The sequence below is a fragment of the Rhodococcus sp. 1163 genome (assembly GCF_002091985.1).
Lineage (GTDB): Bacteria > Actinomycetota > Actinomycetes > Mycobacteriales > Mycobacteriaceae > Rhodococcoides.
This window is the reverse complement of record NZ_MKKX01000033.1, coordinates 207,738-234,187: the sequence shown is the minus strand read 5'-3', so window position 1 is coordinate 234,187 and position 26,450 is coordinate 207,738. Positions and strand designations below refer to the sequence as shown.

The following is a 26,450-nucleotide window of genomic DNA, read 5'->3' as shown; positions in this document are numbered from 1 at the left end:
AATGGTCCACTCATACGATCAGATAACTTGACGGGTCCATTCAAGCGGCGGTAAGCGGGCGTCAGCGGAGGCCACCTACCCCCGCCCCGCCTACAGCGTCTTTTCCAACTCCTCCAGGGAGTTCTCCAGATGCGTCAGCATCCGCTGCAGATGCGGGACGCTGCGCCTGCAGCAGATGAGCCCGAAGTTCACCGAATCTCCGTTGCTGGCGACGGTGATGTTCAATGCCATGCCGTCGCAGACGATCGAGGCCGGGTAGATACCGTCGAGTTTGGCTCCGTTCCAATACAATTCCTCGGAGGTGCCCGGCACGTTCGAGATGATGACGTTGAACGGCGGGGGCGTGTAGTTGACGAAGCCGGGTACCGGCCCGAACAGCAACGGCGCCACGGTCACTGCGCCGATTGCCAGTGATTCGAGGGTGTTGAGTTCGCGCATCATGTTCTTGCCCTTGGCGGTGGAGTCGGTGATGGCGTCGAGTCGGGCAAGTGGGTCGGATTCGTGGGTGCCGAGATTGCACAGAATCACCGAGACCGAGTTACCGGGCCCTTTGTCCTCCCCTGGCTTGCGGAGGGATACCGGAACCATTGCGATCAAAGGCGATTCGGGCAGAGCTTCTTGATCGATGAGGTAGGACCGCAGCGCACCGGAGCACATCGCGAGCACGATGTCGTTCAGGGTTACACCTCGCGCTTTGGCTACTTTCGTCATTCGTTCGAGGGACCAGCTTTCGGCCGCGAAACGTCGAGCTCCACCGATCGGCACGTTGAACATCGTGCGGGGTGCACGCAGCGGTAGCTGTGCGCCTTCGTTTCGCATGGCGCGCAATCCGATTCGGGTTGCTGCGGGCAGAAAGTCAACGAGATCAGCGGCAATGGTGCGCCCTAGGGCCAACCCGCCGGTGATTCGTTCGAGTGCGGACGGTGTTTCACGCGGTTTCTTCTCGCGGAACAGTGACGGATCCCATGTGGCGACACCGTTTCTGTCATCGGGATCGGTACTGAGAGCGTTGAACGTCAACTTCAGGGCCGAGACACCGTCGACGAGGGAGTGATGCACCTTGGTGTACAGCGCGATGCGGTCGTCGGCGAGGCCTTCGATGATGTGCACTTCCCACATCGGCCGGTACCGGTCGAGAGGAGTGCTGTGATTGAGCGACAGGAACTGGAACAGCTCTCTGATTCGCCCGGGAGAGGGCAGAACTGATCTCCTGACATGGTAGTCGAAGTCGATGTCCTGCTCACGTGACCACGCGAGGCTGCCCATGACATTGACGGGCCGACCGGGGCGCTTACGAAACAACTCGTGAACTTCACCTTTCGTCAACTTGTCGTGGACCTCCTGTGCGAAGTCATGCGGTTCCCCTGGTGGCACGAACAATTGGAGGCTTCCGACGTGCATCGGATGCTCACGCGATTCAGCGATCAGGAACATGGATTCAGTAACGGGCATGAGCGCCATGTGGATCACCTTTGAGCCTAGTTTCGATCACGGTGTGACATCGAACACGACCTTACGTTCGAGCGATATGTGTCACACGCTAAGGTCCGTTAGTAGGAGTTCCAAACAACTGCCGAATCGAGGCGAAGACGATGAACACAGCGCTCACCGCACTACGGCAGCCCCAGTCGACGCCTGACCGCGCACCCCGCAGGCAAGATTTGCCTGGTGGCAGTCTGCGCTCACGAGCACTTTCCACGGGCTTGCAGTTCTCGATTCGCCCCTTTTTGTCACTGTGGGCCAAGGCGCCACATCTTCCGTGGCCGATGGGACTCGTCGACTACGCAGGCATGCTGATGCCTGCAGTGAAGGGTGCGCAGTGCAACCGGATCATGCTCGCCGATTGCTACGCCGAATGGATTCGTGCCGAAGGAGTCCGTAACGACAATGTGGTGCTGTACCTGCACGGAGGAGCCTTCATCTGCTGCGGGCTCAATACCCACCGCAGGCTGACGTCGCGGATCTCGCAGTATGTCGGTGCGCCCGTGCTCTCGGTCGACTACCGGATGATGCCCCGTAATCCGATCGCTCATGCGGTCGAGGACGGCGTCGACGGCTACCGCTTTCTTCTCGATTCGGGATACCGCCCCGATCAGATCTTCATCGCCGGCGACTCTGCCGGTGGCTACCTCGCCTTCATGGTCACCTTGGCGTTGGAGACGTTGGATCTACCGATGCCTGCCGGCATTTTCGCGATGTCACCGTTGACGGACATGGACCCGACGAACAAGCTCAACCACGAGAACGCGTCGAAATGCGCTATCTTCCCGCCCGAGGCAGTGCCTCCACTGACTGTGCTGGCAGACAGGGTCGAGGCCCGGATCGTCGTCGAAGGAGAACAGGGGCCGAGGGTTTCACCCGTCGACGCAGACCTACGCGGGTTACCGCCGGTGCTGATTCAAGCTGGGTCCACCGAGATGATCCTTGCCGACGCCGAGTTGATGACGGAGAGGCTCGGCGCTGCGGGCGTCGATTGCGAACTCCAAGTATGGGCGGATCAGGTGCACGTGTTCCAGGTCGCGGACTTCCTACCGGAAGCACACCGCGCGCTGCAGCGGATCGGTGACTTCGTGCGCTCGCATGGCTCGATTCCGGTCGCGGACCGCTCCGCCTGAGTTACCTTGTCCCCATGGCAGTCACAGCGAACAAAGATGTCGATATCGATGCCGATCCCGCGGCGGTGCTCGAAGTTCTCGCAGATGTGGAAGCGCTCCCGTCGTGGTCGCCGGTCCACAAAAAGATCGAGGTCATCGATCGTTTCGACGACGGCCGCCCCCATCACGTCAAGATGGCAGTATCGATCCTGGGAATCAACGACGACCAGGTCGTGGAGTACACCTGGACCGATACGACTGTCAGCTGGGATCTGGTGGAGGGGTCGCAGCAGAAGGCGCAGCACGGCGAGTACACGTTGACGCCGACTGCCAAGGGCACTCATGTGGCGTTCGAGCTGACCATCGACCCGAAGATTCCGATTCCAGGTTTTCTCATCCGGAAGGGCACCAAAACCATCCTCGAGGCAGCGACCGAGGGGCTGCGTCAGCAGGTCGTCGGCTGATCTCCTACAGGCGCGGTGCTGAGTCGACAGCACGCACTGTCGAAGAAGCTCACTCCGCGTCGCGAAGCTCGCATCTGTCAAAATCAATCCATGACTCCATCCACGCCACGCCGGTACGGCGGCATGAGCGCAGACCAACGGGCAGTCCAACGGCGCGAGAGTTTGCTCGAGGCAGGATTGGACGTGTTCGCAGCTACCGGGAAAAGTGGCGCCACGATGACTGCCATCTGCAGCCACGCCAAGCTGACGGAGCGATATTTCTACGAAAGCTTCACTGGCAGAGACGATCTCCTACAGAAAGTCCTGGATGGTATCGCCGACGAAGTTCGAGAGGCGGGACTTGCCGCGCTTCGAGCGAGCACCGGCACACTGGAAGAACGCGTACGAAATGCCATCTCCTCATTCGTCACCATCCTCACCGAAGATCCGCGCAAGGGACGAGTTGCGATGATCGAATCCGCTGCGTTCGAGCCCCTGCGCACCCACCGTCGCGCAGCTCTACGTGGCTTCGCTCAGATGGTCGCAGACGAAGCGTCCCGAATGTACGGCGATCGAGCGTGGCCACCACCCCAGGGAGAAATCAACGGCCTGTTGTTCGTCGGCGGCTTGGCCGAGCTGGTCACCGCATGGCTGAACGACGAAATCACCATCACTCCCGAGGAGATCGTCGACGCCGCCACCTACCAATTCACCTCCACGGCCCACCGCTGACGGCCTGTCCGAAACTTACGACGGTGTGTCCTGCGCAGATTTACGAGAATCCAGAACTGCCTCGTACAGCTCGCGTTTACTGACCCCGCCGACCGCCAACTCGGCGCATGCATCCTTGAGCCGCATCCCCGACGCAACCAGTTCTTCTACTTCACCGATCAGATCTTCCGGTTCTGCGGCAACGGGCTGTGCTCCGGCGAGCACGACGGTAATCTCGCCGCGAACCCCGTCGGCAGCCCACGCCGCCAGCTCGTCGAGCGTGCCGCGCTTGACTTCCTCGTAGGTCTTCGTCAGCTCCCTGCAGACCGCAGCACGTCGATCCGGGCCGAGGACTGCGACGGCGTCGTCGAGACTGGCAGCGAGACGGTGAGGCGCCTCGAAGAACACGCAGGCGCGCGATTCCGTCCGCAAGGACTCGAAAAAGGTTCGTCGCTGGCCCTGCTTGCGCGGTGGGAACCCGTCGAAACAGAACCGTTCGACGGGTAATCCGGACAGCGCGAGTGCGGTGGTCACAGCGGAAGGACCCGGCAGACAGGTGACCGGAAGGTCGGCCTCGACGCAGGCGGCCACCAGCCGGTACCCCGGGTCGCTGACGGACGGCATGCCCGCGTCGGTGACCAACAAGACCGACTTCTCGGCGCGAACCGCGTCGAGCAGCCCCGGAAGACGCGCAGTTTCGACCTGGTCGTAGAAGCTGATCACCTTGCCGGTGATGGTCACCCCGAGCGAACTCGCCAGCTGTTTGGTCCTTCGGGTGTCTTCTGCTGCGACGACGTCGGCCGTGGCCAGTGCGTCGCGCAGTCGCTGGGACGCATCACCCACATCGCCCATGGGTGTTGCGGCAAGGATCAGCATGCACCCATCATCCCCCACACCCACCTTCTCGCATTCCGCTGCGCCGCCTACGATCGGCATGTGACCCTGTCGACCGATGCGCGCCCCGTCGTCAGTCCCGGGCCCACCATTCCAGCGGCCGACTATTACCGCGATACCGATCGGCGACGCGGATGGATCGTCACTCTCGTTCTCACGGCCATCGCCGCCATCACCCGTTTCGCGATTCTGCGTTACCCCACCGATGCCGGTACGCCTGTCTTCGACGAGAAGCATTACGCCCCGCAAGGATGGCAGGTGCTCACCGGCGGTGGGGTCGAGGACAACCCCGCTTACGGGCTCGTCGTGCATCCGCCTGTCGGCAAGCAATTGATCGCAGCCGGGGAAGCACTGTTCGGCTACAACGGTTGGGGTTGGCGGTTCTCGTCGGCTCTGTTCGGAACTCTGTTGGTGCTGATCGTGATTCGGATAGTACGGCGGATGGCGCGGTCGACGCTGGTTGGCGCGATCGCCGGCGTCCTACTGATCGCCGACGGCGTCACGTTCGTCTCCTCACGCATCGGCATGCTCGACATCTTCCTGGCGTTCTTCGTCACGGCGGCTTTGGGTTGCCTGGTGGTCGATCGAGACGATGTCCGTGAACGTATGGCAAAGGTACGAAGCGAAGGACGTATCAAGGCAAGCGAATTCGGGCCGAGGCTCGGTGTCCGCTGGTGGCGTTTCGGCGCCGGGATCATGCTCGGTCTCGCCTGCGGAACCAAGTGGTCCGGGATGTACTTCATCGCGTTCTTCGGACTGTTGTGTGTCGGATTCGACGTCGCGGCCCGCCGCGCGAACGGAGTATCGCGGCCCTGGATCGGTACGGCAGTTCGAGACATCGGGCCGTCCCTGTACGCCCTCGTCGTGGTGCCGTTGATCGTCTACTTGTGTGCGTACTCAGGGTGGTTCGCCAGCGAAACCGGAGTCGATCGCCATGCCGTCGGGAATCAGATCGGTACCGGTGGGCTGTTCTCGTTCGTACCGGATGCACTGCGCTCACTGTGGTACTACAGCGGCAATGTACTGACCTTTCACGAGGGTCTCACCAATTCGGTGGGGAACCGTCACCCATGGGAATCGAAGCCGTGGACATGGCCGATGGGCTTGCGCCCGATGCTGTACTACTTCGCCGACGGTGAGCAGGTGCAGGGCTGCTCGACGCCGTCGTGCGTCAAAGCCATCATGCTGATCGGCACACCGGCCATGTGGTGGCTCGCGGTGCCGATGCTCGCGTGGGGCTTGTGGATGTTCCTGGTCCGGCGAGATTGGCGATTCGCCGCAGTCGTCGTCGGGTACGCCGCAGGATTTCTGCCATGGTTCATCACGCTCGACCGGCAGATGTACTACTTCTACGCAGTCGCGATGGCGCCGTTCATGGTGATGGGGTTCGCGTTGATACTCGGGCAGATCATCGGCCGCGCACGCGCGTCCGCCGAACGTAGAGGCACGGGGCTACTACTGGTGTGCCTCTACGTCGGCCTGGTGGTTGCGAACTTCATCTGGTTGTGGCCGATCCTGACCGCGATGCCGATCTCACCGGAGCTGTGGCAGCAGCAACTCTGGCTACCGAGTTGGCGCTAGCTACGCACCAGCGGGTCTCTGGAGAGATCTTTGTACAGCGCGACGGACAATCCGATCATGACGAGCACGAAGGGTGCTGCGGCGATGATGGTCATCGTCTGTAATCCGTTGAGCGCGTCTGCTCCACCGGTCCAGAGCATCAGTGCTGCAATGCCACCGGTCAGGACGCCCCAGAAGATGACCACCCATTTGCTCGGAGTGTGTGTTCCGCGCTGACTGAGCGTTCCCATCACCATCGATGCGGCGTCGGCGCCGGAGACGAAGAAGATAGCCACCAGGATCATGACGAGAACGCTGGAAATACCTGCGAGCGGCAGATTGTCGAGCATCCCGAAGAGTTGGGACTCACTGCTGTCGCGGCCAGCCAGATCGTTGCCTGCTTGCTGATCGGCGATTCCGGCTCCGCCGAAGATGGAGAACCAGACCAGGCTCACCGCGCTGGGAACGAGGATGACGCCGACGACGAATTCACGGATGGTGCGTCCACGGCTGATTCGTGCAAGGAACATGCCGACGAACGGCGTCCACGACACCCACCATGCCCAGTAGAAGATCGTCCATGAGGACAGCCAACCTGCAGTCTCACCGTTGTCGCCTGCAGCAGCGGATCGAGCCGACATGTGGACGAGCTGGCTTGCGTAATCGCCGATAGTTGTCGGAATGAGGTTGAGGATCAACACCGTCGGGCCGACTACGAATACGAATACCGCCAACACCAGTGCGAGCACCATGTTGGTATTGGACAGCCACTGAATCCCTTTCGCGACGCCGGAGACAGCAGAGGCGACGAAGGCCAGTGTCAGAATGGCAACGATAGCGACCAGAAGGAGCGTCCCGGATTCACCGAGCCAGCCGAGAACCTCGAAGCCGGAGCCGATTTGCAGTGCACCGAGTCCAAGGGATGCGGCAGTGCCGAACATGGTCGCGAAGATCGCGAGGATGTCTATGACCTTACCGATCGGGCCTTCTGCGCGACGTCCGATCAGTGGAATGAAGGCCGAGCTGATCAGCTGCTTCCGGCCTTTTCGATACGTTCCGTAGGCGACGGCCAGGCCCACGACCGCGTAGATGGACCACGGGTGCAGACTCCAGTGAAACATTGTCGTCGCCATCGCGGTTCCGACCGAACCGTCGGTTCCCGGGGGCGGAGTAACGAAGTGTGACAAGGGTTCCGAGACACCGAAGAACATCAACCCGATGCCCATACCCGCGCTGAACATCATTGCAATCCAGCTGACGGTATTGAACTCGGGCTTCTCCCCGTCTTTTCCCAGTGGGATCTTGCCGAACTTGCCGACGGCCAAGTAAATCGAGAACATCACAAAACCCGACGCGGCGAGGATGAACAGCCAGCCGATGTTCGTGACGAGCCAGTCCAAGATCGACGAGGTTGTGGTTTCGAGAGAGTCTGCGGCAAGAATGCCCCAGACCAGAATTGCGGCGGCAATAGCTGCGGTGACGCCGAAGACAAGAAAATCGGTGCGCGGTGGGGATTCGTCAGGTGTGAATCCGTCGTACTCGTCGGCATTGTTCGAACCGGTTGAAGCCTGGGATCGTTCGATATTCGTTGCCATGTAGCTTTACCTTGCGGCTAAGGCGCTCGGAAAGCAATACGGAAACCGTGTTCATTCCAGTCTTGGGTTCTCCCGGGTCATGAATCTGTTCGACAATCAGAAGCGCATTTTCGCCAAGCTCGTCTTGCCTCCGGAGACCCCGTCGAGGCTGAAGCGTCCGGCGCCGACGGCCGCCAGCAATAGGGATCCGACTCCGAGCGCTACTACCAATTCGTAGCCACCCTCGCCGACGAAGACCCCCTTGTCGTAGTGAACGAACAAGAATGCACCCAGCATGTCGAGAAAGAGCAGAATGCCGACGATCGGTGTGAAGATGCCGAGAACGAGTGCGACTCCGCCGATGAGCTCGACGAAGGTTGCGAAGTAGGCCGAGAACCCGGCCAACGGGACACCCATGCCGTCGAATGCGGCTTTAGTGGCGTCGAGACCGTTGGTGTTGAGTTTTTGCCAACCGTGGGTGATGAAAATGATGCCGAGCCCGATTCGGGCCACCAGCGTTGCGATGTCACGGAAGATGTTCGATTTCATATCAGGTCCTTCGAGGCGGCATCAAGACACGGCAACTTTGTCACGACTAGGTTGAACCGTCAACTTGCAGCGAGAGCGACGTCCACGAGGTTTCGCACTCGCTCATCGGACAACCCCAATGCCCTAAGTTCGGCCACGTACGTCATTGCTGCCCGGGCGGCATTGTCCTCGGTGGGATCACCTCCGGACGCGATGAAGGTACCGAGCCGACCGCGAGCCTCGATGACTCCCTGCTGCTCGAGTTCCCGGTACGCCTTCGCCACGGTGTGCGGTGCAATGGAAAGCTCCGCAGCCAATCCCCGGACCGTAGGAATCTTCGTCTCCGCGATCAATTCTCCGCTTCGCACCAGATCGAGAATTCCACTGCGGAGCTGCTCGTACAGTGGGGTTCTGGATGCTGGATCGAGGTGCACTCGCATATGGACCCTTTGCTCTCGTGCGCCTGCAGAACCAGGACAGTCAGAGGGCATCTTCCAGGCGTACCCCACCCGAAGTCAACATCAGTGTCTTCCCGATCGTCGACGGCGTTTCGATCAATGCTGCAATCACCTTTGCAACGTCGCCGCGCGGCACCGTTCCTCGCTCGAGTGGTGGCTCGGACAAGGCAATATGCGCCGTCGCGTCCTCGTCGGTCAATCCGCCCGGACGAAGGATGGTCCAGTCGAGTTTCGTTCTGGCTTTCAAATCTTCCTCGGCCGCCGTCTTGGCAGCCATGTACGCCTTCCAGCTGTCCTCGGCGTCAGCGGCTACCGGCTCACCTGCACCGAAGGAACTGATCTGAATGAACCGCTTGACTCCGGCCTTCTCCGCGGCGTCGGCCAGGAGCACCGAACCTGCTCGGTCCACCGAGTCCTTTCTCGCGGCCCCACCCGATCCGCCCGATCCGGCAGCGAACACGGCCGCGTCGGCGCCGGCGAGAACCTCGGCTACCTCGTCGACCGTCGCTGTTTCCAGATCGAGCACCACGGGAAGGGCACCCAGTGCCTCCACCGCACTCTCGTGTTCGGGGTTGCGAATCAATGCGACCGCGCGGTCGCCATGCGCAGTGAGCACCTGAATCAGGTGCTGCGCGATCTTTCCGTGGCCTCCAGCGATAACTACTCTCAGATCCGTCATGTCTAGTCGCCTACCCTGGTGGCAGAATCAACAAACATGGCTTCTACTGCGACTATTTACCACAATCCTCGTTGCAACACCTCTCGGACTGCGTTGAAGATCATCGAAGAATCCGGGCTGGAACCGACGATCGTGAAATACCTGGACACGCCGCCGACGAAGGACGGTCTCCGCAAGCTTCTCGACGACGCCGGCCTTTCTGCCTCGCAAGCAATCCGCACGCAGGAGCCGGTCTACAAGGAACTCGACTTGGCTCACGCCTCCGAGGACGAACTCATCGCGGCGATGGTCGAGCACCCCATTCTCATCGAACGGCCGATCGTGGTGACGGACCAGGGAACGGTGCTGGCGCGACCAGCGGACAAGGTCTGCGAAATTTTGTGATGCGCAGTTCGGCGTGGGCCACGATGCCTTTCCTGCCACTCAGGCAGAGGCCTCGAGCGAATCGCGTGCCACGGGGCAGGACATGCACCGCGGACCGCCACGTCCGGAGCCCAATTCCGAACCACTGATCCGCAACACCTCGATGCCCGACGCCTCCAGCCTGGCGTTGGTCTCGACATTGCGCTCGTAGGCGACGACGACACCGGGGGCAAGGGCGAGGGTGTTGTTGCCGTCGTCCCATTGCTCGCGTTCGGCGGTGACATGGTCGAGTCCGGTATCGATGACTCGGAGCTTGCCGATTCCCATCGCGTCCGCTGCAGCCTCCAGAAACGGATCGGCACCGCGGATGGAAACGCCGGCATCTTCTCGACGAATCGTGTACGCCGACAGCGTATTCTGAATGGCCGGATACATCACGACGGCATCGACGTCGACCATCGTGCACACGGTGTCCAGATGCATGGACGCACGCTCCTGCGCGATAGGAACAACCAGCACCGTATGGGCCAGGTCATCCTCGATCAGGCTGCGAGCCAATGCCTCTGCACCGGCAGGAGTGGTGCGCTCCCCTACCCCGACCGCCACCACACCCGGGGCGAGCAACAGCACATCGCCTCCTTCGACCGGAGCCGTCCGCGATTCGTAGGCGCGCCGAATACCGAGGAACCTCGGATGGAACGCATAGATCAGATCGGTCAAGGTCGTCTCGCGTAGACGAGCAGGCAACGCCAGGGACGTGATCGCGACGCGATTACCGATCCAGAACGAGGAGTCACGCGTGAACAGCAGATTCGGCAGCGGGTCGATGATGAAATCCGCTCCGTGGTGCATCCGACGAACCAGTGACGCGCCACTGAGTTCGGGGTCACCACTCTCCGCTTCCAGAAGCTCGTCGAACGTCATGCCTGCCATGAGGATCTGCGCCAAGTCCGCAGCAGGGACCCCTCGCAGGTGTGCGGAAAGATCGTGCGCCAACGCGCGGCCGAGACGCCGCTCGTTCACCGCCGCCGAAATGCCCTGCATCCGCGCTGCTCCGCTCACCGTCATCGCCTCGGTGAGCAACGTCGACAACAGCAGCACTTCGACGTCGCGGCCGCGCAGCAGTTCCGCGAACGCGTCGTGTTCCTCCTGCGCTCGATCGACCCACGGGATGCCGTCGAACAGTAGTTGATCACTGTTGCGGGGTGTAAGGCGTCGCAGTTCGTCGCCCGGGCGGTGAAGCATCACCGTACGTAGCGTTCCGACCTCGGAATCAGCGCCGAGTTCTGCAGTCATCACTCAACCGTAATGCGCTGTGCGCAACCTTGGGTCATTCACCGAACTGCCGAACTACTTCCGAAGCAGCTTGCTGAATTGATCGTTGGCCTTCTGCAGCACGAACTCGTACGGTGGCGCGAACTTGCGTGCCCACCAGTAAGCGAACCGAATATCGTTGGACGAGTACACCAGATAGCGATTCTTCACGATGCCCGCCAGGATCGCCTCGGCCACCGTCTCCGGTTGGACGGCACGTGCTTCGAACCGACGCTGCAGCTTCTGCACTCGCGGATCGTCACGGTCGACGCCCGCGATGTCCACCGTGTCGACCAGGCCTGTCTTGACTCCGCCTGGCACGACGAGACTCACCCCGATACCGTGCCGCTTCAGGTCGTATCTGAGCACCTCGGATGCGCCGCGCAATCCGTATTTGCTCGCACTGTAGGCGGCATGCCACGGCAATGGAATCAGCCCGGCGGCCGAAGAGACGTTCACCAGGTGTCCACCCCGGCCGGCTTTCACCATCGGCGGCAGGAAGTTCTCGATGACATGGATCGGACCCATCAGATTTACATCGATCATGGACTTCCAGTGCCGATGCTCGAGATTCTCCACGGTTCCCCACGCGGCAATGCCGGCGACGTTCATGACGATGTCGAGACTGCCGCCCTCTGCATGGACTTCGTCTGCGAATGCAGTCACATCTTCGAACACGGAAATATCGAATGATTTTGAGCGAGAGACCTTTCCACCTGCAGCCCGGACGGCGTCGACGGTGCCCTTCAGGCTTACGTCGTTGATGTCGGTGAGTATGAGTTCTGCACCCGCCGCACCGGCAGCGAGCGCTGTCGCACGGCCGATCCCGCTACCTGCACCGGTGATGAACGTCTTCTTACCGCGTAAATCGGTGATGCCCATGTCGGTGTCTCTTCTCCCACACTCTCGGCGGCATGCTGCTTTGCGTTCCTGACCGCACCTTACGCGTCGACCAAGTTGTCACGGGCAACACCGAGTTGTCACAGGAAACAAGGCGGAGGACACTTCCAGAGCAGACAAGGCGAGGAGATGACCATGGCACTGGTGTCCCGAGGATTCCACGGAAAGCGTCGCGGCAACGACGGTCGCACCCCACCAGGCCAGTACCTGGTCGACGATTTCCCCGTCTTGTCCCTCGGTCCGACACCCAGGGTGGACACGGACCGGTGGCAGTTCACCATCTCCACCGAGATGGGCTCCAAGCATCAGTGGAGTTGGCAGCAAATGCGTGCGCTGCCGGAAGAGAAGCCGACAGTGGATATTCACTGTGTCACCAAGTGGTCGAAACTCGACACTCGGTGGCGTGGCATCTCGCTCGACACGCTTCTCGACGGTATCGAGACGCAGGCCACGCACGCCATGGCGCACAGCCACGACGGTTACACCACCAATCTCCCCCTGACCGATCTGCGCGGCGGAAAAGCCTGGCTTGCATACACATTCGACGGCAAGCCGTTGAGTCCCGAACACGGAGGTCCAGCTCGACTCCTGGTGCCGCACCTGTACTTCTGGAAGTCCGCGAAATGGATCGAGAAGTTGACGCTACTCATGCGAGACGAACCGGGTTTCTGGGAGCGCAACGGCTATCACGACTACGGCGACCCCTGGCAGGAACAGCGATACCAGGGAGATTGAACGCACCATGAAATGGCTCGTCGCGACACTTGTCGAGAAGATATTCGAAACGGACACTGCCTGCACATTGATCTACGACGTCGAAGGTTGGCCCGGACACCAGCCAGGTCAGCACGTCGACATTCGTCTCACCGCCGAGGACGGATACAGCGCGCAACGAAGCTATTCTCTCGCCAAACCGAGCGACGGTGACCGAATCGCGTTGACGGTTCAGACCGTCGCCGACGGCGAGGTATCGCCTTACCTGACGTCCACGCTGGAGGTCGGTGAGCGGATCGAGATGCGCGGACCGATCGGCGGTTGGTTCGTCTGGAACGAGGCCCGCCCGTCACCGGTCCTGCTGGTTGCGGGAGGGTCTGGCATCGTGCCGCTGATGGCGATGACGCGGGCCCGCAGTCGCAGCGCGAGAAAGACCTCGTTCCGGTTGCTCTATTCGGTCAGATCTCCGGTCGACTTGATCTACGCCCGAGAGCTCCGCTCACTGCCGGAGGGCGTCGACGTCGACTATCGCTTCACCCGCGAGGCGCCGCCGGAATACGACGGCCGAGTGGGCCGACTGACTGCGCAGGATCTGGCGTCGGATAAGTGGCAGCCAGACTCCGCGCCGGACTGCTTTGTGTGCGGTCCTACAGGTTTCGTGGAGTCGGCTGCCGACATGCTCGTCGAACTTGGTCATGCGCCGTACCGGATCCGAACGGAACGATTCGGTCCGACCTGAACCGGTAGCTCACAAGCGTCGCGACATCTCGTCGCGGTACTCGTTGACCGTCTTCTCGATTCGCTCGGCGTCCTCTTCAGAGCCGCGCCGACGTGCGTCGTCGGCGCGGCTCTGCAAAGTACCGATTGCTTTTCGAAGGTCGGTGTCGGACATTACGCGGTAACTCGTTGTGTGGCTCATATCACACAGTGTCCGCCGGGCGTCGACCCTTAGCAAGCATGCTCAGACGTGAGAGCTACGCGTTGGTGAATTCCTCGGACGGCACGAAGCTCGACAGACTGCGCGCTGCGAACTCGCGGAAGTATCCGAGCTTGTTCGGCGGAACGAGTGACGGAAGCACGGTGTTCCATACCTTTTCCATGCGGGACGGTGCACTCTCCAGTGCGGACTGAGCTTCGGACACCATCAGAACGCCGGCGAGCATCTCGCATACGAGGAGCGAAGCGTTTCCGGAGTCGAGGTGATCGGCGACGTCACCGTGTTCGATCGCCCGATCGAAGAGATGCTCGAAGATGTTTCCCCAGGTGCAAAAAACACTGCCCCTTGCGGTTTCGGACCCGTCGATCTCCATCTGCAGCCGATACATCACTCGGACCAGAGGATCGGAAGCCGCCAGCTCGAGCACAGAGTACGAGATGCCGATGACCGACTCGAGTGCAGGTGATCGACTGTCGACCAAGCCAGCGCACGCAGTCGATACGCGCTCGTGACCCTCGTCGACAATGGCGCGGGCGAGTTCTTCCTTCGACGCGAAGTGGAAGTACAAGGCACCCTTGGTGACGCCGGATTGCGCGGACACCTGGCTCAGTGTCGCGTTCGCGTGCCCGACGTCGAGAAAAAGATCCGCTGCCGCCCGAAGCGCGGCCGCTCGTGTTGCTTCCGCTCTCAGTTGCCTAACCATGATCGTTCACCCCTGCCCAGTTACCTACCATGACACCTACGCTGTTCAGCGTGGACATCCGAGTCACAAGGAATCCGTAGTCTCGAACTCACTGAACCCGTACTCGCAGGGTAATAATAACCACAACTAAGTCCATAATGTGACTTAAGGTGCCCCGATGCGGCGAACACCTCACCGAATCAGATAACAACCGAGATAAAGAGTTCCACTTCACCGGACGGTGTAACGACTTCGATATCTTCTTTATATGCCCGGAATAGTGTTCCGGATTCAGTTGCCTCATCGACCTGGGCCCAGACATCGTCGATAGGATCGCGAAGATTACCGATCGGTACGAACTTTGCGAATACTCCGCTCGGGACTTGCAAGAACACGTCCCCCACAGGCACATCGCTCGGTGACAAATAAGGCAAACCGATCAGCGCGTTGTAGTCGCCGAGCTCGTCGGGAACGAAGACCGTACTGACCGCAACAGGGTCGGCCGACCTGTCTCGAATGCGTTCTCGCAGAAAGCGAAACAGCTCGCTACCGCTGGATTCGGAACCCGGAACGGCAAGTGGGGCTACCAACCCACCGAACAAATCGGCACCCCGCGCAGTCACGCTGTGCGTCATGCCGACGGTCCCGGAGATGCGATCGACAAGTACAAATCGATTTTGTACGCGTGCGGATAGCACTCGTAGTCGCCGGTGAACAATCGCTTGATCTCACCCTGATCTTCCGCATGGTCGATCTGTTTCCACAACCGCGTCATGACGTCGGGGAAATGGCCCACTGCGGAGAATTTCGCGTACTTTGCGCGCGGCACCCTGGCTATGAGGTGGCCCCGCGTCACTTGACTCAAAGAAGAGCATCGATAACCGACTATTTGCGTGTTATATGATCCGATACCGGGTGCGAAGTCTGTATAAATGGATGCGAGCGGACCGGAGATTTCTTGCTTGAGTACCGAGGACCACGCGCGATTCAGAGCGGGATCGTCCAACCTTCCCAACGCCCGCTTGGGGCTACGCACAGGAAGACCGGCGACCCACGTTTCCTCGAGGTCGACAATCTCGAAAGTCATTCACTCTCCACATAGCTCTCAGTGCGCACGTTAGAGAATGCTGGGCCAGGTCGACGTTTCCCGGTAGACGTCGACCACCAACTCTGATCTCAACTTGTAGCAAGACTACCGGGCTGAGACCTCTTCCTTCACACGACGCTCACCGGTCGCTTCGAGTGCCGCCCGGAAATCATCCACTCGAATGAGCTCTCCGGGTACCCGCAGAATAGCCGCTGCCGTGTTTCGTACTGCCCTACATCTGGTGGAGCTGAGGGGAATCGAACCCCTGACCTTCTCGATGCGAACGAGACGCGCTACCAACTGCGCCACAGCCCCTGGTGCAGCGTTTGACACTGCTGCGCAACCCTATCAAAGGGATCGGAAACCGCGGAACGTCAGGCCCCTGATGCCCGTCGTACGCCATGGCTCTCGCGCGCGGACTGCTGAAATGGCTCGTCGTAGTGGTCGAGATGCTCGAACTCCGGGTCCTCGTCGTCGATTTCCAGTACCACGGCTCCGGGCCGACGCAGTCGCTGTGGAACTAGCCGGAGCTCTTCGTCGGTGCGTGATTCCACACCGAGACGTGAGCGACCCGCTCGGGTCATCCGCCGCCGCCGGATCTCCTGCTCGATCTGGACCTGCCGACGCAGGTAGTAGAGGTATCCAGCGAGGGCTGCGACCGAGAGGGTGCATGCCCACCACAACATCGGCGTCATGATGACCGCGAGAGCGCCAGTGGCGATGACAGCGAACACCAACCCGAGTACCGCGCGCTGCCGGAAGGAGTATCGAGCGGCGCTTGCAATCGCGTCAGCTTCGGCGTCGAAGCCGCCGCGTCCTCGACGGCTCGGAACGTAAGCACGTTCGACGTCGTCTGTGTCGATTTCTTCGGTTTCTGCGTGAGTGTCCATCGGGTCCTCCGCGTCGGTGCTTGGTGCGTTACGACCGAAGACGACGCCGGCGGGTGCCGATGTGCGCTCGTCGTACTCGGGTCGCCAGTCGGGGTCGCTTGCGTGTCCGGCGGCAGGTCCCCGTTGGGGTCTCGTGGTTCCGCCGCGGTACAGAACGCGGGTCGCGAGGGCGACATCGGACGTCTGCATGATGCGTGGGCGCTTACTCATCATCATCGGCAGTAGGACGAACAACCAGATTGCGACAAGACCGATCCAGATGATCGAGTTGGGCATATCGGCGTTCTCCTCTCATGCCTGTTGGGTCCGACATCTATGACGTCTTCAGGCTATGCGGAAGTTGCTGCCGAACCCCGCCGACGCGCCGACACCAGATTACACACAGGCAACTCCAGTCACATCCGTCACGAGCACACGCGTCCGAGTTCTAAGCCCACGCAGCCCGTCCATTGCGCACCAACCGGTCTGCGACAGTCCCCTGAACCTCGTTGGAAGTCAGCGCCACCAGGAGGTGATCGCGCCAGCGCCCATCGACGTCGAGGTAGTCCCTCAGGAGTCCCTCTTCACGGAACCCGACGTTACGTAGTACAGCCTGGCTCGGAAGGTTCTCCGGTCGCACTGTCGCTTCGACACGGTGGAGTCCGAGCGGACCGAAACAATGATCGAGACCTATGGCCAACGCTGCTGTGGCAACGCCGCGACCATTGACGTCCTTGGCCACCCAATACCCGATCCATGCAGATTTAAGCGCACCGCGAATAATGTTGCCGACAGTCATTTGTCCACAGAATTCACCGTCGACCTCGATGGCCATCGGCAGCATGTGGCCCTTACGCGCTTCGGACTTGAGCCCAGAGCACAAGGCGGGCCATGACGAGATGTGGTGTCGCGCGGCCCATGAGCCCTCACCGGTCGGTTCCCACGGCTCCAGGTGGTCGCGATCGCGGAGCCGGAGCCGACTCCAGGCGCCCGCATCCCGAAGCTTCACAGGGCGGAGAGTGACGTTGCCCCCGGCAACAGTCAGAGGTCCCAGTTTCGCCGGCCAACCTGGGTGGCTCGACCACGTGAGCGGCATCTGTCTTACATTAGCGCCTTCGGCGATGCCACTGCACCATCGCCGCGGACTCGTTACCCCCGCTGGGCGAGGAACGACACGTCGACTTCCTCACCCGTTCTGATTTCGGTGACATTCGGCTCGATAACCACGAGACAGTTGGCCTCGGCGAGCGTGGCGAGCAGGTGTGAGGAGGATCCGGGCGCGCCACCGAGAGCCTGTACGAGGTATTCACCCGAGCCCTCGTCACGCATCAGCTGACCGCGGAGAAACCCTTTGCGGTCCTCGATCGAGGTGATCGGCGCCACCGTTCGCGCAGTCACGGTGCGACGCATCGGCTGGCGACGTCCCAGCGCGATGCGGATAAGCGGCCGCACCATGATTTCGAACACCACGAGTGCACTGACGGGGTTGGCCGGAAGTAGAAACGTCGGCACTTCGTCGCGGCCCAATTGCCCGAAACCCTGTACCGAACCTGGATGCATCGCGACGCGTTCGACTTCGAGATCGCCGAGGTCCGACAGTGCCTCCCGGACGCTGTCCGAGGCGCCGCCACCGACTGCACCGGCAATGACGACGATCTCAGAGCGAATGAGCTGGCCTTCGACGACTTCACGTAACCGTTTGGGGTCACCGCTGACGATTCCAACGCGGTTGACGTCTGCGCCGGCATCACGTGCCGCAGCCGCAAGCGCATAGGAGTTGACGTCGTAGACCTGGCCGGGGCCCGGGGTGCGATCGGTGTCGACGAGTTCTCCGCCGACGGAAATGACCGACAGGCGCGGGCGCGGATGGACCAGCACCTTGTCACGCCCGACTGCAGCGAGGAGACCGACCTGGGCTGCGCCGATTATGGTGCCTGCCCGCACGGCAACATCACCCGGTTGTACGTCGTCCCCGATCTTGCGCACGTAGTCGCCCGAGCGCACCGGTCGATAAACCTGCACGCGCGCCCGTCCCGCATCGGTGCGGTCCAGCGGGAGTACCGCGTCGGCGAGCGTCGGGAGCGGTGCACCGGTGTCCACCCGAACAGCCTGCCGCGGTTGCAACCGAATGGGTTGCCGTGAGCCGGCGGTGACCTCGCCGACGACAGGCAGCGTCAATTCGATCCGCTCGTCGTCCTCGTTGCGCAAGTCGGTACCGGCGGATGCGACATCGACGCTGCGCACGGCGTAACCGTCGATGGCTGCTTGGTCGAAACCTGGCAGTGGACGCTCGGTGACCACTTCCTCGGCGCACAACAAGCCCTGCGCTTCCGAAATCGCTACTCGGACAGGCCGTGGAGCGACCGCCGCAGCGGTCACTCTGGTCTGCTGATCTTCAACCGAGCGCATCTGGCCCCTTCTCTATCTCTGTACTACGGGCCTATTCATACGTGGTGAGTTGCGGCGCCCAATCGTCACTCAGTCGTTCGGTCAGCCATTCACGCAACGACGGACCGTAATCATCGCGTTCGAGTGCAAAGTCAACCGCAGCGCGTAGGTATCCCCCGGGATTTCCGAGGTCGTGTCGGGAACCGCGATGTACGACGACGTGAACCGGATGACCCTCGTCGATCAACAATGCGATGGCGTCGGTGAGCTGAATCTCGCCACCAGCGCCAGGCTCGATGCGTCGCAAGGCGTCGAAAATCGCTCGATCGAGTAGATAGCGGCCTGCCGCGGCGAACAGTGACGGCGCATCTTCACGCTTGGGCTTCTCGACCATGCCGGTGACCTTGAGGACATTCGGGTTCACCGCATCGGGGACGGTTTCGACGGAGAAGACTCCGTAGGAGGAGACGTCTTCTTCGGGTACTTCGAAGGCACACAACACGGTGCCGCCACGCTTGGCCCGCACCCGGGACATCACGTCGAGCACGCCGCGGGGAAGTACGAGGTCGTCGGGCAGCAGCACTGCCACAGCGTCTTCGTCGTCGTCGAGTACTTCTTCGGCACATGCGACTGCATGTCCGAGTCCGAGCGGCTCGGACTGCACGACAGATTGGACATCGAGTAGCGAGGGAGCGACGCGGACCTTCGCGAGCATCTTCAACTTGCCGCTCTTCTCGAGCTTCGTCTCGAGAACGAGATCCTCGACGAAGTGCGCGACGACGCCGTCCTTGCCTGGCGAGGTGACGATCACGAGACGCTCGGCGCCGGAGTCGGCCGCTTCACCTGCAACGAGTTCGATTCCCGGTGTATCGACGACCGGAAGCAGTTCCTTGGGAACGGTTTTGGTGGCAGGCAAGAAGCGTGTCCCCATGCCGGCGGCCGGAACGATCGCTGTCCGAAAGTGCCCTTGATGCCCGACATGCGTTGTCGGAGCGTCTGCTGCGGCTTCTGTCATGCTGCCCACCTTATCCATGGTCACCGCGGATCTCGCTCCGCGCCTGCCGACTGTTCCCGAGGTGCCTAAGCTCGACCCATGCTGCTACAGACGATGCTGCTGGTAATGCTGTGAAACCGATCTCGAAGAAGGAGTGGCGCCTACGCGTCCTCGCGTCTCGTCGGGCCTCCAGTGCGCTCACACGTGAAGACGAGTCGCTGAAACTCTGTCATGCCGCAGCCGAAACGGTGCGTGGCGCGTCCGCTGTTGCCGCATATATCCCGGTGGGAAGCGAACCAGGGTCGCTCGACATGCTCGACGCGCTTCGCCTTCGATCTCCGGTCGTACTGGTCCCTGTGGCCAGGGAGCCAGGGCCGTTGCAGTGGGCGGAGTACACAGGGCGCGAGAATCTGAAGGCTGCTTCCTACGGCCTGTCCGAACCGACCGGACCGCTGTTGCCTCCCGCGCGAGTCGCTACGTGCGATGTGGTGTTCGTGCCCGCGTTGGCAGTCGATCGGCGCGGGGTCAGGCTGGGCCGGGGTGCCGGTTTCTATGACCGAACACTCGAGCTGGTGGCTCCGGGAATCCCTGTCGTCGCTGTCGTTCGCGACTCGGAGTTGGTGGACGAACTTCCCGAGGAACCGCATGATCGACGCGCTTCCCATGCCCTGACCCCTTCCGGCGGTCTCATTGCCTTGAATCGGGAATAGCTGCCTGAATGGCAGCGTTGGCAGTCATGACTGTAGAGTGCTAATGCTCTCTCCTTCTCGGAGAAGTTCCAGCAGTTTTTTCGGCACACCAGTGGTCTCGACCGAGCAATGGCGAAATCTCCATGGTGACCAGTCGACCAGTTGACCAGTTGACCAGCGCGGAGGAACATCGATGCCCACCTATTCATACGCCTGCACCGAGTGCGAGAACCGGTTCGACATTGTGCAGTCGTTCAGCGAGGACTCACTGACCGTGTGCCCTCAGTGCAGCGGCAAGTTACGGAAGCTGTTCAACTCGGTCGGAATCGTTTTCAAGGGAACCGGGTTCTACCGGACCGACAGTCGTAGCGGAGCGAGCAGCGCCAGCGATAGCGCGGGCGAATCGAAGAGCGACAAGAGCGATTCGGCACCGGCGAAAACGGACGCGAAGGCCAAGGAATCCAGCTCGAGCAGCACATCTTCGACGCCGAGCACCTCCTCTTCGACACCGTCGAAAGCAGCAGCAACCTCGTAGTTTTCTCGTTTGTCCACAGGCCTCGGCGTTATCCACAGCCGAGGCCTGTTTCTACTGCTTATGCAGACTGTCCGTCGTTACGGTGACTTTCATGCCACAGCGACATGCCCGACTCGACTCCACGATGTTGGATCGACTCCTTGTTCGGCCGGGCTGGACTCGTACCGTCCTTGTCCGTCGCGTGGCCGCCGGGGCCCTTGCCTTCCTGGCGGCTGTGCTGTTCGTCAGGGATGCCGCCGCGACAGATCGCGTACAAATTGTCGTTGCGGCCCGCGATCTGGCTCCCGGTAGGCCACTCCAGAACGAGGACGTCCGGATCACCGGCTACGAGCCGGGAACTGTCCCCGAGGGCGCGATCACGGATGTCGCCGACGCCACGGCCCATACAGTGGCGGGCCCGATCCGTGCCGGCGAGCCTCTCACCGATGTCCGACTGCTCACTCCGCGGTTGGCTGGGGCAGCTCTCGGTTCCGCCGACGCCCGAATCGTGCCCGTCCGGCTGACCGACGCCGCAGTCACAGATCTCCTACGGGAGGGTGACATCGTGGACGTGCTGACGGTCCAGGCGGAGGGGGAACGCGGTGAACAGAGCGCGCGGATATTGACGACCGATTCCGTTGTTGTACTGATTTCGGAGAAGGACGCGCGTCAGCGCAGCAGCGACCGAGTGGTGCTTGTGGCAATGTCCCCCGAGGATGCGACGGCCGTGGCCGCTGCGTCCCTGGTCAGCTCACTGACCGTGACGTTTCACTGACGGCGAGCCCGTGCATGCCATCCGACGGCGGATCCTTCATATCCGACGCCGCGGTGTCGTCGACGTCTGCAGAGCGGGCATCGAGGTGCCCGGCGTAGGTCGCGAAAGTGGTGAATACCAGTGCGCCGATCCAATCGGTGAAGACGATTTTGACGCCGAAGCTGTCCGAGTTGTTCTCGCGGTCGTGGCTCTCGAGGAAGACATCACTGTGCAGACTGTCGTCCGAGCGCAGAGGTCGATGCTCGATGGTGCGCTGCTCGGTCAGGCTCAGGACATATGAGTCGAATTCCGCGAAGACTTCCCGGAGCACGTGTGAAGCCGCGGACGTCGCCAGGTTTCGCTGCGCGTCTGCCCTGTACGCAGCGTCTTCGACGTCACCGGCTTTGGAAAACATCCACAGCAGGTCCGATTGGTCTGCGCGCGTGGCCGCCAGATCGTAGAACTCGGACAACCGGTGCCGCTTGCCCAGCACGCCTTCGATCCAGTCGCTCGAAGGCGCACAAGCGGCGGCTCTGTGACGACTCATAGCGGCATCTTATCCCGCCACAAGTTTGCGCATCGAATCCTGAGACAGATCACAGAAACTCGTGAGATCTTGATCCCTCGCATCAACCGATGCTGAAAGGCTGGCCCCAGAGAGTGACGGTCGAGGTCACTGCATCGTTCTCGATGGTGACATCTACGTACGAGCGGGCCTCCGCGAAGCCTGCGCAGCCGGACACGCTCAAGGTTTCGTCGGCGAAAGTGAACCCGCCTCCGTTGCCTTCGAACGGGAAGTCGTTGTCCGTTTCGGTCGCAACGGTGATGCCATCGATCTTCGCATCTGTCTCGTCGGCGACCAGCTTGACGTCGTTGAGCTGTCCCGGCGCGAGCTCCAGGTTGAGGCCTGCGCCGATCTCGTAGGTGTTGGGCTGCGTCCGGTCGATCTTCAGCGAACTCAAGTCACCCGGTTCGAGCGAAATGGTATTGCCCTGACCGAACGTGGCGCCTACCCCGCCGCCGATTCCTGCTGCGAAATCGACCTGGCACCCGACGAGGAAGCCTGGTTCGATCTTTCCGCCACCGGGGTTGGAAGTCTCGACGGTGTAGTTGCCCGTCACCCATACGTTGCGCTGTGTCGGCGTGGCGCCCATGGACGGAGAGATCAGCCCACTCTGGCCGAAGCCCTTGACGGTCACCACTGTTCCGTCGATGAGAGTCTTGCTGATCTCGTTGTCCGGCAACGGTACGAAGGTATCCGCGCTCGCTGCACCTGCCGACCAGAATCCGATTGCGACGGCTCCGACTGCCCCGAGTGCTGCGATGCGCGCAGCAACAGTTCTGCTGTTGTTCACTGTGTCTGTTCCCCTCTAGGTCCTACGAAGTTGGAAAGTCTCAGCCGAGGCTGAACGGCTGGCCGTACAGAGTTCCCTTGTATCGGTAGTTTCCGGTGAGCTCGAGTGTTGTGTAGGACCGCGCCTGCGCAAATCCTCCGCAGTTCTGGACCGAGATCGCGACGTCCTGGTACTGGATGGCCGTAGTCGGTCCCAGCACATCCTTGGATGCTATTTCGACAGCGGCGACCTCGCGGTCCTGCAGCGGAATGTCGAAGTCAGCGCCGCCACCGATCTTGTTCTCGGTCTTACCTTCTCCGCCGATCAAGAACGGGATGGGGAACAGAGTGATGATGTTGGTGTTGCCACCCTCGATTCCGGCATCGAAATTCAACCCGAATTCGAGATCGGTCATATCGAGTTGGCAGCCGACCAAGTAGCCGGTCTTCAATGTTCCGGTCGAGCCTTCGGGAACCTCGGACAGTGCGGTGCCGGTGGCCCACGCGTTTCGGTTCAGTCCGTTGAAAGCAATTTGAGGCGCAACCTTTGCGGACTCATCGAAGTGCGCAATCTTGTAGGGGCCGGCCACCTTCTCGCCGTTGGCCAATGGGACGAATGTTTCCGCGTTGGCGGCACCGGTGGACAGCAGTCCGATGCCGACGGACGCCACGGCACCGAGTGCGACCAGCCGGCCGAACCTGCGCAGCGCGGAAAAGCGAGACTCGTTCATGATTCCCCTCATACAGCGTCAACTGAAAAGACTTCGAAATCCGACGGCCCTCACATGAAGCGAGGCGTTTCCTCGGGAAGGGTACTGGACATTCGGCATGCCGTCATGAACAAACGGAATCAAATTTTACAAGACCGTTATAGAGACAACATTCGAAGGACCAGCCAAGTTTCTCCCTGAACGCCGCTCATTCCGTTACCCTTTCCAACAGTGCATTGCCGTCCATCGGCCCGGCTGGACTCTAGGAGAATCATGCTCAAGGGATTCAGGGACTTTCTGCTCCGCGGAAATGTCGTCGATCTGGCCGTCGCGGTGGTCGTCGGAGCTGCGTTCACAGCCATCGTCACCGCGTTCACGACCAACGTGGTCAACCCGCTCATTGCGGCCATCGGCGGCTCCAACGAATACGGTTGGGGATTCCAAATCACCTCCAGCCCTGAGACATTCGTCAATATCGGCGCAGTGATCACGGCGGTCATCAACTTCATCATCCTCGCCGCGGTGGTGTACTTCATACTCATCCTGCCGGTGACGACCGCCAAGAAGCGGTTCGTAAGCAAACCCGACAAGGAACTCAGCGACGTCGATGTTCTCGTTCAGATTCGAGACATGCTGGCGGGCGGAACCGACGTCGGCCGCAGGCTCTCGACACCCGCGGATGACACCGGTGGCAGCGGCGAGGCAATAGGCGATGCCGACGATTCAGGCGGCGGGTTGCACAGCAAGTAGACATACCCCTCAAGGCCAGAAGGCCCGTTTCTGCTGATCCCCTCAGCACAAACGGGCCTTTTTGGCCTACCTGAAGCATCCGAGGGGTCGTACCGTTCACCCCTGGGATAGTGACATTCGAAAACTTCCTACGCCAAGCAGTTCACTGCCAGGTACACGCGATACACATCCTCGTCGTCATTCTGGTAACCCGCGAGGTCTGTCACTGCACTCTGATGAAAGACCACACAGTTCGGCCCACCACCGTTCTTCGATATCACTTTGGGCTTGTAGCCGTCATCTGCCAGCACGCCCCTGGCTTCCGACTCACTCATCCCCACTACGTTGGGCGGCGGGACACGCGGTTCGGCGTGAGCTACCGCCCCGAAGCCCAACAACCCACAACCCGCGAAGCCGATTACACACATGCTCCTCTTGAACATTTGCACTCCTAGACCCGACCATGATGAACGGGAAACTAAACGGAGTAAGTGTAATGCGTATCACATAGAAGCGGGGGAATTTCCCGGTTCATGCCAGGGTCAAAACTTCTGCAGGGGGAACTCAGCCAACTCGACAGTCGTACCGTCGCTGTCGCACGAAGTTGCCACCGCCTCCGAATTGTCGACGAACGCCTGACCCGAGACGCTGTCCGCCTCGGTGAGCTCGAGCGAATCCTTCGGAAGTGCGGAGACGAGCGTCTGAATCTTCGCCTTCACCTCCCCCGCTGCTTGGTCAACGAGGGGGGAGATCTTTGCGAGCGCAGCGTCTTTGTCCGCGGTCCACTGGACAGTGTCCCCGCCGACACCGGGGCCGGCGGTGGCGAGTGCCGTCAACTCGTCGTGCGCAGCGCTGAACTTCGTGCAGACATCGGCGTTCGCGCCCGATACCGAGCTGTCCGCCGAATCGCCACTGCTGCAACCGACTAGAGCAACCAGGGCAGCAAAGGCGACTACGGGAATAAGAGTGAAGCGCATCGATTATCAGCCGTTTCTCGTACACCCAGAGCCCGCCGGGTCCAGTGCACGCATCCAGAGGAAAGTTGGGGACGAACAAATCGGGCCCGCCCGGAGAATTCCGGACGGGCCCGATCAGGTTCAGCGCATCAGCGCTGGGGTGTGAAGCTTTCGATCAACCGATCGAGATCAGTTGAAGGTCCACGGGACACCGTAGGTGACAGCAACGTCACCGGTGGAGCTGGTGACCGAGACATACGGGCGAACGCGAACGTTGCCGAGGATGCCGGTCGCGGTGCCGTGAGCGTTGGCGATCTGGATGGTGCCCGAAGCGCCTTCGGCGTCACCCTCGGTGCCCTGGACATTGCCCGAAGCAGCGGTAGCGTCGACGATGCCGGGTCCGGGAGCGATTTCCGCGGAGAAGCCGGCCTGCGGGAGGATGTCGCCGACGGACAACGACACTGAGTCGGCGGACACGCTGGCGCCCAGTGACGGCGTGCTGTAATCGAATGTGACCTTGCCGCCGATGCTGGCCGGGTAGCCGACCTGGTAGCCGATGGCTACGGTGCCCTCGAAGTCAGCGGCGTCAGGTCCGGTAACGGTCCAGCCTGCAACACCATTAGCGAACCACTCACGGGTCAGCGGGTTGCCGTCGAGCGGTGAAACGCTGTTGATGAAGGTGTCGGACAGCGACACGGTGATGGTGTTGCCGTTGGCGTCGACGACAGTGTTGGTGCTGTCGACTGCTGCGGAAGCGGTACCGGTACCGAGCACCAGGCCGATAACCGAAGCGCCTGCTGCAACCGCAACGCTCATGGACTTGAGCCCACGGCTACGCCGCGACTTCTGGATCTCCGTCATTTATTCCTCATCATGTTCAGTCCCAGCACAGTCGCACGGGAAGCTTGTGGCTTTCACCCTCGGTTCACGACGGCAGCATTGCCGAGAATCCCCGAGCAGAACTTTGATCCTTGGATCGCGTTCGTTGTCAGTTCCGACCCAGGAGCGTCGAACGTGTAATCCCACGTCCTCGAAGCCGGAAGCTGAGGGGAACATTAGAGGAGTTGCCGGATCGT

At 61.2% G+C, this 26,450-nt stretch carries 33 protein-coding genes and 1 tRNA gene; 11 read left to right on the top strand and 23 right to left on the bottom strand.

Translation table 11 applies throughout. The features are described from left to right. Positions 1–90: 90 nt before the first annotated feature. A complete protein-coding gene (locus BJD99_RS14935) occupies positions 91–1,461 on the bottom strand; it encodes a wax ester/triacylglycerol synthase family O-acyltransferase (protein WP_084347881.1) in 1,371 nt (456 codons plus the stop codon). Positions 1,462–1,592: 131 nt separating this feature from the next. On the opposite strand from BJD99_RS14935, the gene BJD99_RS14930 reads away from it, so the two are divergent. The 3 genes from BJD99_RS14930 to BJD99_RS14920 all read left to right on the top strand — a co-directional run bounded on the left by BJD99_RS14930 (position 1,593) and on the right by BJD99_RS14920 (position 3,769). Further along, positions 1,593–2,615, top strand: a complete 1,023-nt coding sequence (locus BJD99_RS14930) for an alpha/beta hydrolase (RefSeq protein WP_256895771.1) — start codon at positions 1,593–1,595, stop codon at positions 2,613–2,615. A gap of 14 nt (positions 2,616–2,629) precedes the next feature. Beyond that, positions 2,630–3,058: an SRPBCC family protein gene (locus BJD99_RS14925; protein WP_084347879.1), complete on the top strand. Its 429-nt coding sequence runs from the start codon at positions 2,630–2,632 to the stop codon at positions 3,056–3,058. A gap of 90 nt (positions 3,059–3,148) precedes the next feature. Continuing rightward, complete coding sequence (locus tag BJD99_RS14920) at positions 3,149–3,769, top strand: TetR/AcrR family transcriptional regulator (RefSeq protein WP_084348078.1); 621 nt, start codon at positions 3,149–3,151, stop codon at positions 3,767–3,769. 15 nt (positions 3,770–3,784) lie between these two features. Here BJD99_RS14920 and rsmI read toward each other — a convergent pair whose 3' ends face one another. Beyond that, complete coding sequence (rsmI, locus tag BJD99_RS14915; protein WP_084348077.1) at positions 3,785–4,624, bottom strand: 16S rRNA (cytidine(1402)-2'-O)-methyltransferase; 840 nt, start codon at positions 4,622–4,624, stop codon at positions 3,785–3,787. A gap of 60 nt (positions 4,625–4,684) precedes the next feature. On the opposite strand from rsmI, the gene BJD99_RS14910 reads away from it, so the two are divergent. Next, positions 4,685–6,223 carry a dolichyl-phosphate-mannose--protein mannosyltransferase gene (locus BJD99_RS14910; protein WP_084347878.1) on the top strand — a complete coding sequence of 513 codons (1,539 nt, stop codon included), beginning with the start codon at positions 4,685–4,687 and terminating at the stop codon, positions 6,221–6,223. On the opposite strand, the gene BJD99_RS14905 is transcribed toward BJD99_RS14910, so the two are convergent. The 4 genes from BJD99_RS14905 to BJD99_RS14890 form a co-directional block, all read right to left on the bottom strand. Continuing rightward, positions 6,220–7,797: a BCCT family transporter gene (locus tag BJD99_RS14905; RefSeq protein WP_256895770.1), complete on the bottom strand. Its 1,578-nt coding sequence runs from the start codon at positions 7,795–7,797 to the stop codon at positions 6,220–6,222. The genes BJD99_RS14910 and BJD99_RS14905 overlap by 4 nt on opposite strands. 96 nt (positions 7,798–7,893) lie before the next feature. Next, complete coding sequence (locus tag BJD99_RS14900) at positions 7,894–8,325, bottom strand: DoxX family protein (protein ID WP_084347877.1); 432 nt, start codon at positions 8,323–8,325, stop codon at positions 7,894–7,896. A 59-nt stretch (positions 8,326–8,384) separates the two neighbouring features. Beyond that, positions 8,385–8,744 carry a GntR family transcriptional regulator gene (locus BJD99_RS14895; protein WP_084347876.1) on the bottom strand — a complete coding sequence of 120 codons (360 nt, stop codon included), beginning with the start codon at positions 8,742–8,744 and terminating at the stop codon, positions 8,385–8,387. 40 nt (positions 8,745–8,784) lie between these two features. Further along, a complete protein-coding gene (locus BJD99_RS14890) occupies positions 8,785–9,441 on the bottom strand; it encodes an NAD(P)H-binding protein (protein ID WP_084347874.1) in 657 nt (218 codons plus the stop codon). A 36-nt stretch (positions 9,442–9,477) separates the two neighbouring features. Here BJD99_RS14890 and arsC point away from each other — a divergent pair, with 36 nt between their 5' ends. Beyond that, complete coding sequence (gene arsC, locus BJD99_RS14885; protein ID WP_084347872.1) at positions 9,478–9,825, top strand: arsenate reductase (glutaredoxin); 348 nt, start codon at positions 9,478–9,480, stop codon at positions 9,823–9,825. Between the two features lie 39 nt (positions 9,826–9,864). Here the strand turns inward: arsC and arcA are convergent, their stop codons facing one another. Both arcA and BJD99_RS14875 read right to left on the bottom strand, forming a co-directional pair. After that, positions 9,865–11,100, bottom strand: a complete 1,236-nt coding sequence (arcA, locus tag BJD99_RS14880; RefSeq protein WP_084347870.1) for an arginine deiminase — start codon at positions 11,098–11,100, stop codon at positions 9,865–9,867. A 54-nt stretch (positions 11,101–11,154) separates the two neighbouring features. Beyond that, positions 11,155–12,000, bottom strand: a complete 846-nt coding sequence (locus BJD99_RS14875) for an SDR family oxidoreductase (RefSeq protein ID WP_084347868.1) — start codon at positions 11,998–12,000, stop codon at positions 11,155–11,157. A 153-nt stretch (positions 12,001–12,153) separates the two neighbouring features. On the opposite strand from BJD99_RS14875, the gene BJD99_RS14870 reads away from it, so the two are divergent. Further along, positions 12,154–12,753 carry a sulfite oxidase-like oxidoreductase gene (locus BJD99_RS14870; RefSeq protein WP_084348075.1) on the top strand — a complete coding sequence of 200 codons (600 nt, stop codon included), beginning with the start codon at positions 12,154–12,156 and terminating at the stop codon, positions 12,751–12,753. Positions 12,754–12,760: 7 nt separating this feature from the next. Beyond that, positions 12,761–13,471, top strand: coding sequence for a ferredoxin reductase (locus tag BJD99_RS14865; protein WP_084347866.1), 711 nt, complete (start codon positions 12,761–12,763; stop codon positions 13,469–13,471). 9 nt (positions 13,472–13,480) lie between these two features. On the opposite strand, the gene BJD99_RS21000 is transcribed toward BJD99_RS14865, so the two are convergent. The 9 genes from BJD99_RS21000 to BJD99_RS14825 all read right to left on the bottom strand — a co-directional run bounded on the left by BJD99_RS21000 (position 13,481) and on the right by BJD99_RS14825 (position 19,710). After that, positions 13,481–13,651 (bottom strand): hypothetical protein, encoded by a 171-nt coding sequence (locus BJD99_RS21000; protein ID WP_179142349.1) that lies wholly within the window; start codon positions 13,649–13,651, stop codon positions 13,481–13,483. A 55-nt stretch (positions 13,652–13,706) separates the two neighbouring features. Further along, entirely contained in the window at positions 13,707–14,372 is a 666-nt protein-coding gene (locus tag BJD99_RS14860; RefSeq protein WP_084347864.1) for a ScbR family autoregulator-binding transcription factor, read from the bottom strand. 179 nt (positions 14,373–14,551) lie between these two features. Next, on the bottom strand, positions 14,552–14,953 hold the full coding sequence (locus BJD99_RS14855) for a GyrI-like domain-containing protein (protein ID WP_256895768.1): 402 nt from the start codon (positions 14,951–14,953) through the stop codon (positions 14,552–14,554). A 29-nt stretch (positions 14,954–14,982) separates the two neighbouring features. After that, a complete protein-coding gene (locus BJD99_RS14850) occupies positions 14,983–15,438 on the bottom strand; it encodes a GyrI-like domain-containing protein (RefSeq protein WP_084347862.1) in 456 nt (151 codons plus the stop codon). A gap of 239 nt (positions 15,439–15,677) precedes the next feature. Continuing rightward, positions 15,678–15,753 (bottom strand) — tRNA-Ala (locus BJD99_RS14845). A 59-nt stretch (positions 15,754–15,812) separates the two neighbouring features. Next, positions 15,813–16,604: a gephyrin-like molybdotransferase receptor GlpR gene (gene glpR / locus BJD99_RS14840; protein WP_084347860.1), complete on the bottom strand. Its 792-nt coding sequence runs from the start codon at positions 16,602–16,604 to the stop codon at positions 15,813–15,815. A 151-nt stretch (positions 16,605–16,755) separates the two neighbouring features. Next, positions 16,756–17,403 (bottom strand): GNAT family N-acetyltransferase, encoded by a 648-nt coding sequence (locus BJD99_RS14835; RefSeq protein WP_084347858.1) that lies wholly within the window; start codon positions 17,401–17,403, stop codon positions 16,756–16,758. A 53-nt stretch (positions 17,404–17,456) separates the two neighbouring features. Beyond that, a complete protein-coding gene (gene glp, locus BJD99_RS14830; RefSeq protein WP_084347856.1) occupies positions 17,457–18,716 on the bottom strand; it encodes a gephyrin-like molybdotransferase Glp in 1,260 nt (419 codons plus the stop codon). A gap of 31 nt (positions 18,717–18,747) precedes the next feature. Then, positions 18,748–19,710 (bottom strand): UTP--glucose-1-phosphate uridylyltransferase, encoded by a 963-nt coding sequence (locus BJD99_RS14825; protein WP_084348073.1) that lies wholly within the window; start codon positions 19,708–19,710, stop codon positions 18,748–18,750. Between the two features lie 119 nt (positions 19,711–19,829). On the opposite strand from BJD99_RS14825, the gene BJD99_RS14820 reads away from it, so the two are divergent. From BJD99_RS14820 to BJD99_RS14810, 3 genes are all read left to right on the top strand, one after another. After that, positions 19,830–20,399 carry a 5-formyltetrahydrofolate cyclo-ligase gene (locus BJD99_RS14820; protein ID WP_084348072.1) on the top strand — a complete coding sequence of 190 codons (570 nt, stop codon included), beginning with the start codon at positions 19,830–19,832 and terminating at the stop codon, positions 20,397–20,399. 172 nt (positions 20,400–20,571) lie between these two features. Continuing rightward, entirely contained in the window at positions 20,572–20,913 is a 342-nt protein-coding gene (locus BJD99_RS14815; RefSeq protein ID WP_084347854.1) for an FmdB family zinc ribbon protein, read from the top strand. 91 nt (positions 20,914–21,004) lie between these two features. Beyond that, entirely contained in the window at positions 21,005–21,667 is a 663-nt protein-coding gene (locus BJD99_RS14810) for an SAF domain-containing protein (protein WP_084347852.1), read from the top strand. On the opposite strand, the gene BJD99_RS14805 is transcribed toward BJD99_RS14810, so the two are convergent. The 3 genes from BJD99_RS14805 to BJD99_RS14795 form a co-directional block, all read right to left on the bottom strand. After that, entirely contained in the window at positions 21,639–22,193 is a 555-nt protein-coding gene (locus BJD99_RS14805; protein WP_084347851.1) for a hypothetical protein, read from the bottom strand. The genes BJD99_RS14810 and BJD99_RS14805 overlap by 29 nt on opposite strands. An 82-nt stretch (positions 22,194–22,275) precedes the next feature. Further along, on the bottom strand, positions 22,276–23,001 hold the full coding sequence (locus BJD99_RS14800; protein ID WP_084347849.1) for an MspA family porin: 726 nt from the start codon (positions 22,999–23,001) through the stop codon (positions 22,276–22,278). 40 nt (positions 23,002–23,041) lie between these two features. Then, on the bottom strand, positions 23,042–23,710 hold the full coding sequence (locus tag BJD99_RS14795) for an MspA family porin (protein ID WP_084347846.1): 669 nt from the start codon (positions 23,708–23,710) through the stop codon (positions 23,042–23,044). 252 nt (positions 23,711–23,962) lie between these two features. Between BJD99_RS14795 and mscL the strand changes: the two genes are divergently transcribed. Then, a complete protein-coding gene (gene mscL / locus BJD99_RS14790; protein WP_084347844.1) occupies positions 23,963–24,439 on the top strand; it encodes a large conductance mechanosensitive channel protein MscL in 477 nt (158 codons plus the stop codon). Between the two features lie 128 nt (positions 24,440–24,567). Here the strand turns inward: mscL and BJD99_RS20805 are convergent, their stop codons facing one another. From BJD99_RS20805 to BJD99_RS14775, 3 genes are all read right to left on the bottom strand, one after another. After that, the gene (locus tag BJD99_RS20805; RefSeq protein WP_143542176.1) at positions 24,568–24,753 is read right to left on the bottom strand and encodes a hypothetical protein; all 186 of its coding nucleotides are present in this window, start codon (positions 24,751–24,753) and stop codon (positions 24,568–24,570) included. Between the two features lie 207 nt (positions 24,754–24,960). After that, on the bottom strand, positions 24,961–25,395 hold the full coding sequence (locus BJD99_RS14780) for a hypothetical protein (RefSeq protein ID WP_084347840.1): 435 nt from the start codon (positions 25,393–25,395) through the stop codon (positions 24,961–24,963). A gap of 168 nt (positions 25,396–25,563) precedes the next feature. Then, entirely contained in the window at positions 25,564–26,235 is a 672-nt protein-coding gene (locus BJD99_RS14775; RefSeq protein WP_084347838.1) for an MspA family porin, read from the bottom strand. Positions 26,236–26,450 lie beyond the last annotated feature (215 nt).

Coding starts and splice junctions, on each gene's coding strand:
- BJD99_RS14935 (WP_084347881.1), bottom strand. CDS start 1,461: ATGGCGCTCATGCCCGTTACTGAATCCATGTTCCTGATCGCTGAATCG.
- BJD99_RS14930 (WP_256895771.1), top strand. CDS start 1,593: ATGAACACAGCGCTCACCGCACTACGGCAGCCCCAGTCGACGCCTGAC.
- BJD99_RS14925 (WP_084347879.1), top strand. CDS start 2,630: ATGGCAGTCACAGCGAACAAAGATGTCGATATCGATGCCGATCCCGCG.
- BJD99_RS14920 (WP_084348078.1), top strand. CDS start 3,149: ATGACTCCATCCACGCCACGCCGGTACGGCGGCATGAGCGCAGACCAA.
- rsmI (WP_084348077.1), bottom strand. CDS start 4,624: ATGCTGATCCTTGCCGCAACACCCATGGGCGATGTGGGTGATGCGTCC.
- BJD99_RS14905 (WP_256895770.1), bottom strand. CDS start 7,797: ATGGCAACGAATATCGAACGATCCCAGGCTTCAACCGGTTCGAACAAT.
- BJD99_RS14900 (WP_084347877.1), bottom strand. CDS start 8,325: ATGAAATCGAACATCTTCCGTGACATCGCAACGCTGGTGGCCCGAATC.
- BJD99_RS14895 (WP_084347876.1), bottom strand. CDS start 8,744: ATGCGAGTGCACCTCGATCCAGCATCCAGAACCCCACTGTACGAGCAG.
- BJD99_RS14890 (WP_084347874.1), bottom strand. CDS start 9,441: ATGACGGATCTGAGAGTAGTTATCGCTGGAGGCCACGGAAAGATCGCG.
- arsC (WP_084347872.1), top strand. CDS start 9,478: ATGGCTTCTACTGCGACTATTTACCACAATCCTCGTTGCAACACCTCT.
- arcA (WP_084347870.1), bottom strand. CDS start 11,100: ATGACTGCAGAACTCGGCGCTGATTCCGAGGTCGGAACGCTACGTACG.
- BJD99_RS14875 (WP_084347868.1), bottom strand. CDS start 12,000: ATGGGCATCACCGATTTACGCGGTAAGAAGACGTTCATCACCGGTGCA.
- BJD99_RS14870 (WP_084348075.1), top strand. CDS start 12,154: ATGGCACTGGTGTCCCGAGGATTCCACGGAAAGCGTCGCGGCAACGAC.
- BJD99_RS14865 (WP_084347866.1), top strand. CDS start 12,761: ATGAAATGGCTCGTCGCGACACTTGTCGAGAAGATATTCGAAACGGAC.
- BJD99_RS21000 (WP_179142349.1), bottom strand. CDS start 13,651: ATGAGCCACACAACGAGTTACCGCGTAATGTCCGACACCGACCTTCGA.
- BJD99_RS14860 (WP_084347864.1), bottom strand. CDS start 14,372: ATGGTTAGGCAACTGAGAGCGGAAGCAACACGAGCGGCCGCGCTTCGG.
- BJD99_RS14850 (WP_084347862.1), bottom strand. CDS start 15,438: ATGACTTTCGAGATTGTCGACCTCGAGGAAACGTGGGTCGCCGGTCTT.
- glpR (WP_084347860.1), bottom strand. CDS start 16,604: ATGCCCAACTCGATCATCTGGATCGGTCTTGTCGCAATCTGGTTGTTC.
- BJD99_RS14835 (WP_084347858.1), bottom strand. CDS start 17,403: ATGCCGCTCACGTGGTCGAGCCACCCAGGTTGGCCGGCGAAACTGGGA.
- glp (WP_084347856.1), bottom strand. CDS start 18,716: ATGCGCTCGGTTGAAGATCAGCAGACCAGAGTGACCGCTGCGGCGGTC.
- BJD99_RS14825 (WP_084348073.1), bottom strand. CDS start 19,710: ATGACAGAAGCCGCAGCAGACGCTCCGACAACGCATGTCGGGCATCAA.
- BJD99_RS14815 (WP_084347854.1), top strand. CDS start 20,572: ATGCCCACCTATTCATACGCCTGCACCGAGTGCGAGAACCGGTTCGAC.
- BJD99_RS14810 (WP_084347852.1), top strand. CDS start 21,005: ATGCCACAGCGACATGCCCGACTCGACTCCACGATGTTGGATCGACTC.
- BJD99_RS14805 (WP_084347851.1), bottom strand. CDS start 22,193: ATGAGTCGTCACAGAGCCGCCGCTTGTGCGCCTTCGAGCGACTGGATC.
- BJD99_RS14795 (WP_084347846.1), bottom strand. CDS start 23,710: ATGAACGAGTCTCGCTTTTCCGCGCTGCGCAGGTTCGGCCGGCTGGTC.
- mscL (WP_084347844.1), top strand. CDS start 23,963: ATGCTCAAGGGATTCAGGGACTTTCTGCTCCGCGGAAATGTCGTCGAT.
- BJD99_RS20805 (WP_143542176.1), bottom strand. CDS start 24,753: ATGAGTGAGTCGGAAGCCAGGGGCGTGCTGGCAGATGACGGCTACAAG.
- BJD99_RS14780 (WP_084347840.1), bottom strand. CDS start 25,395: ATGCGCTTCACTCTTATTCCCGTAGTCGCCTTTGCTGCCCTGGTTGCT.
- BJD99_RS14775 (WP_084347838.1), bottom strand. CDS start 26,235: ATGACGGAGATCCAGAAGTCGCGGCGTAGCCGTGGGCTCAAGTCCATG.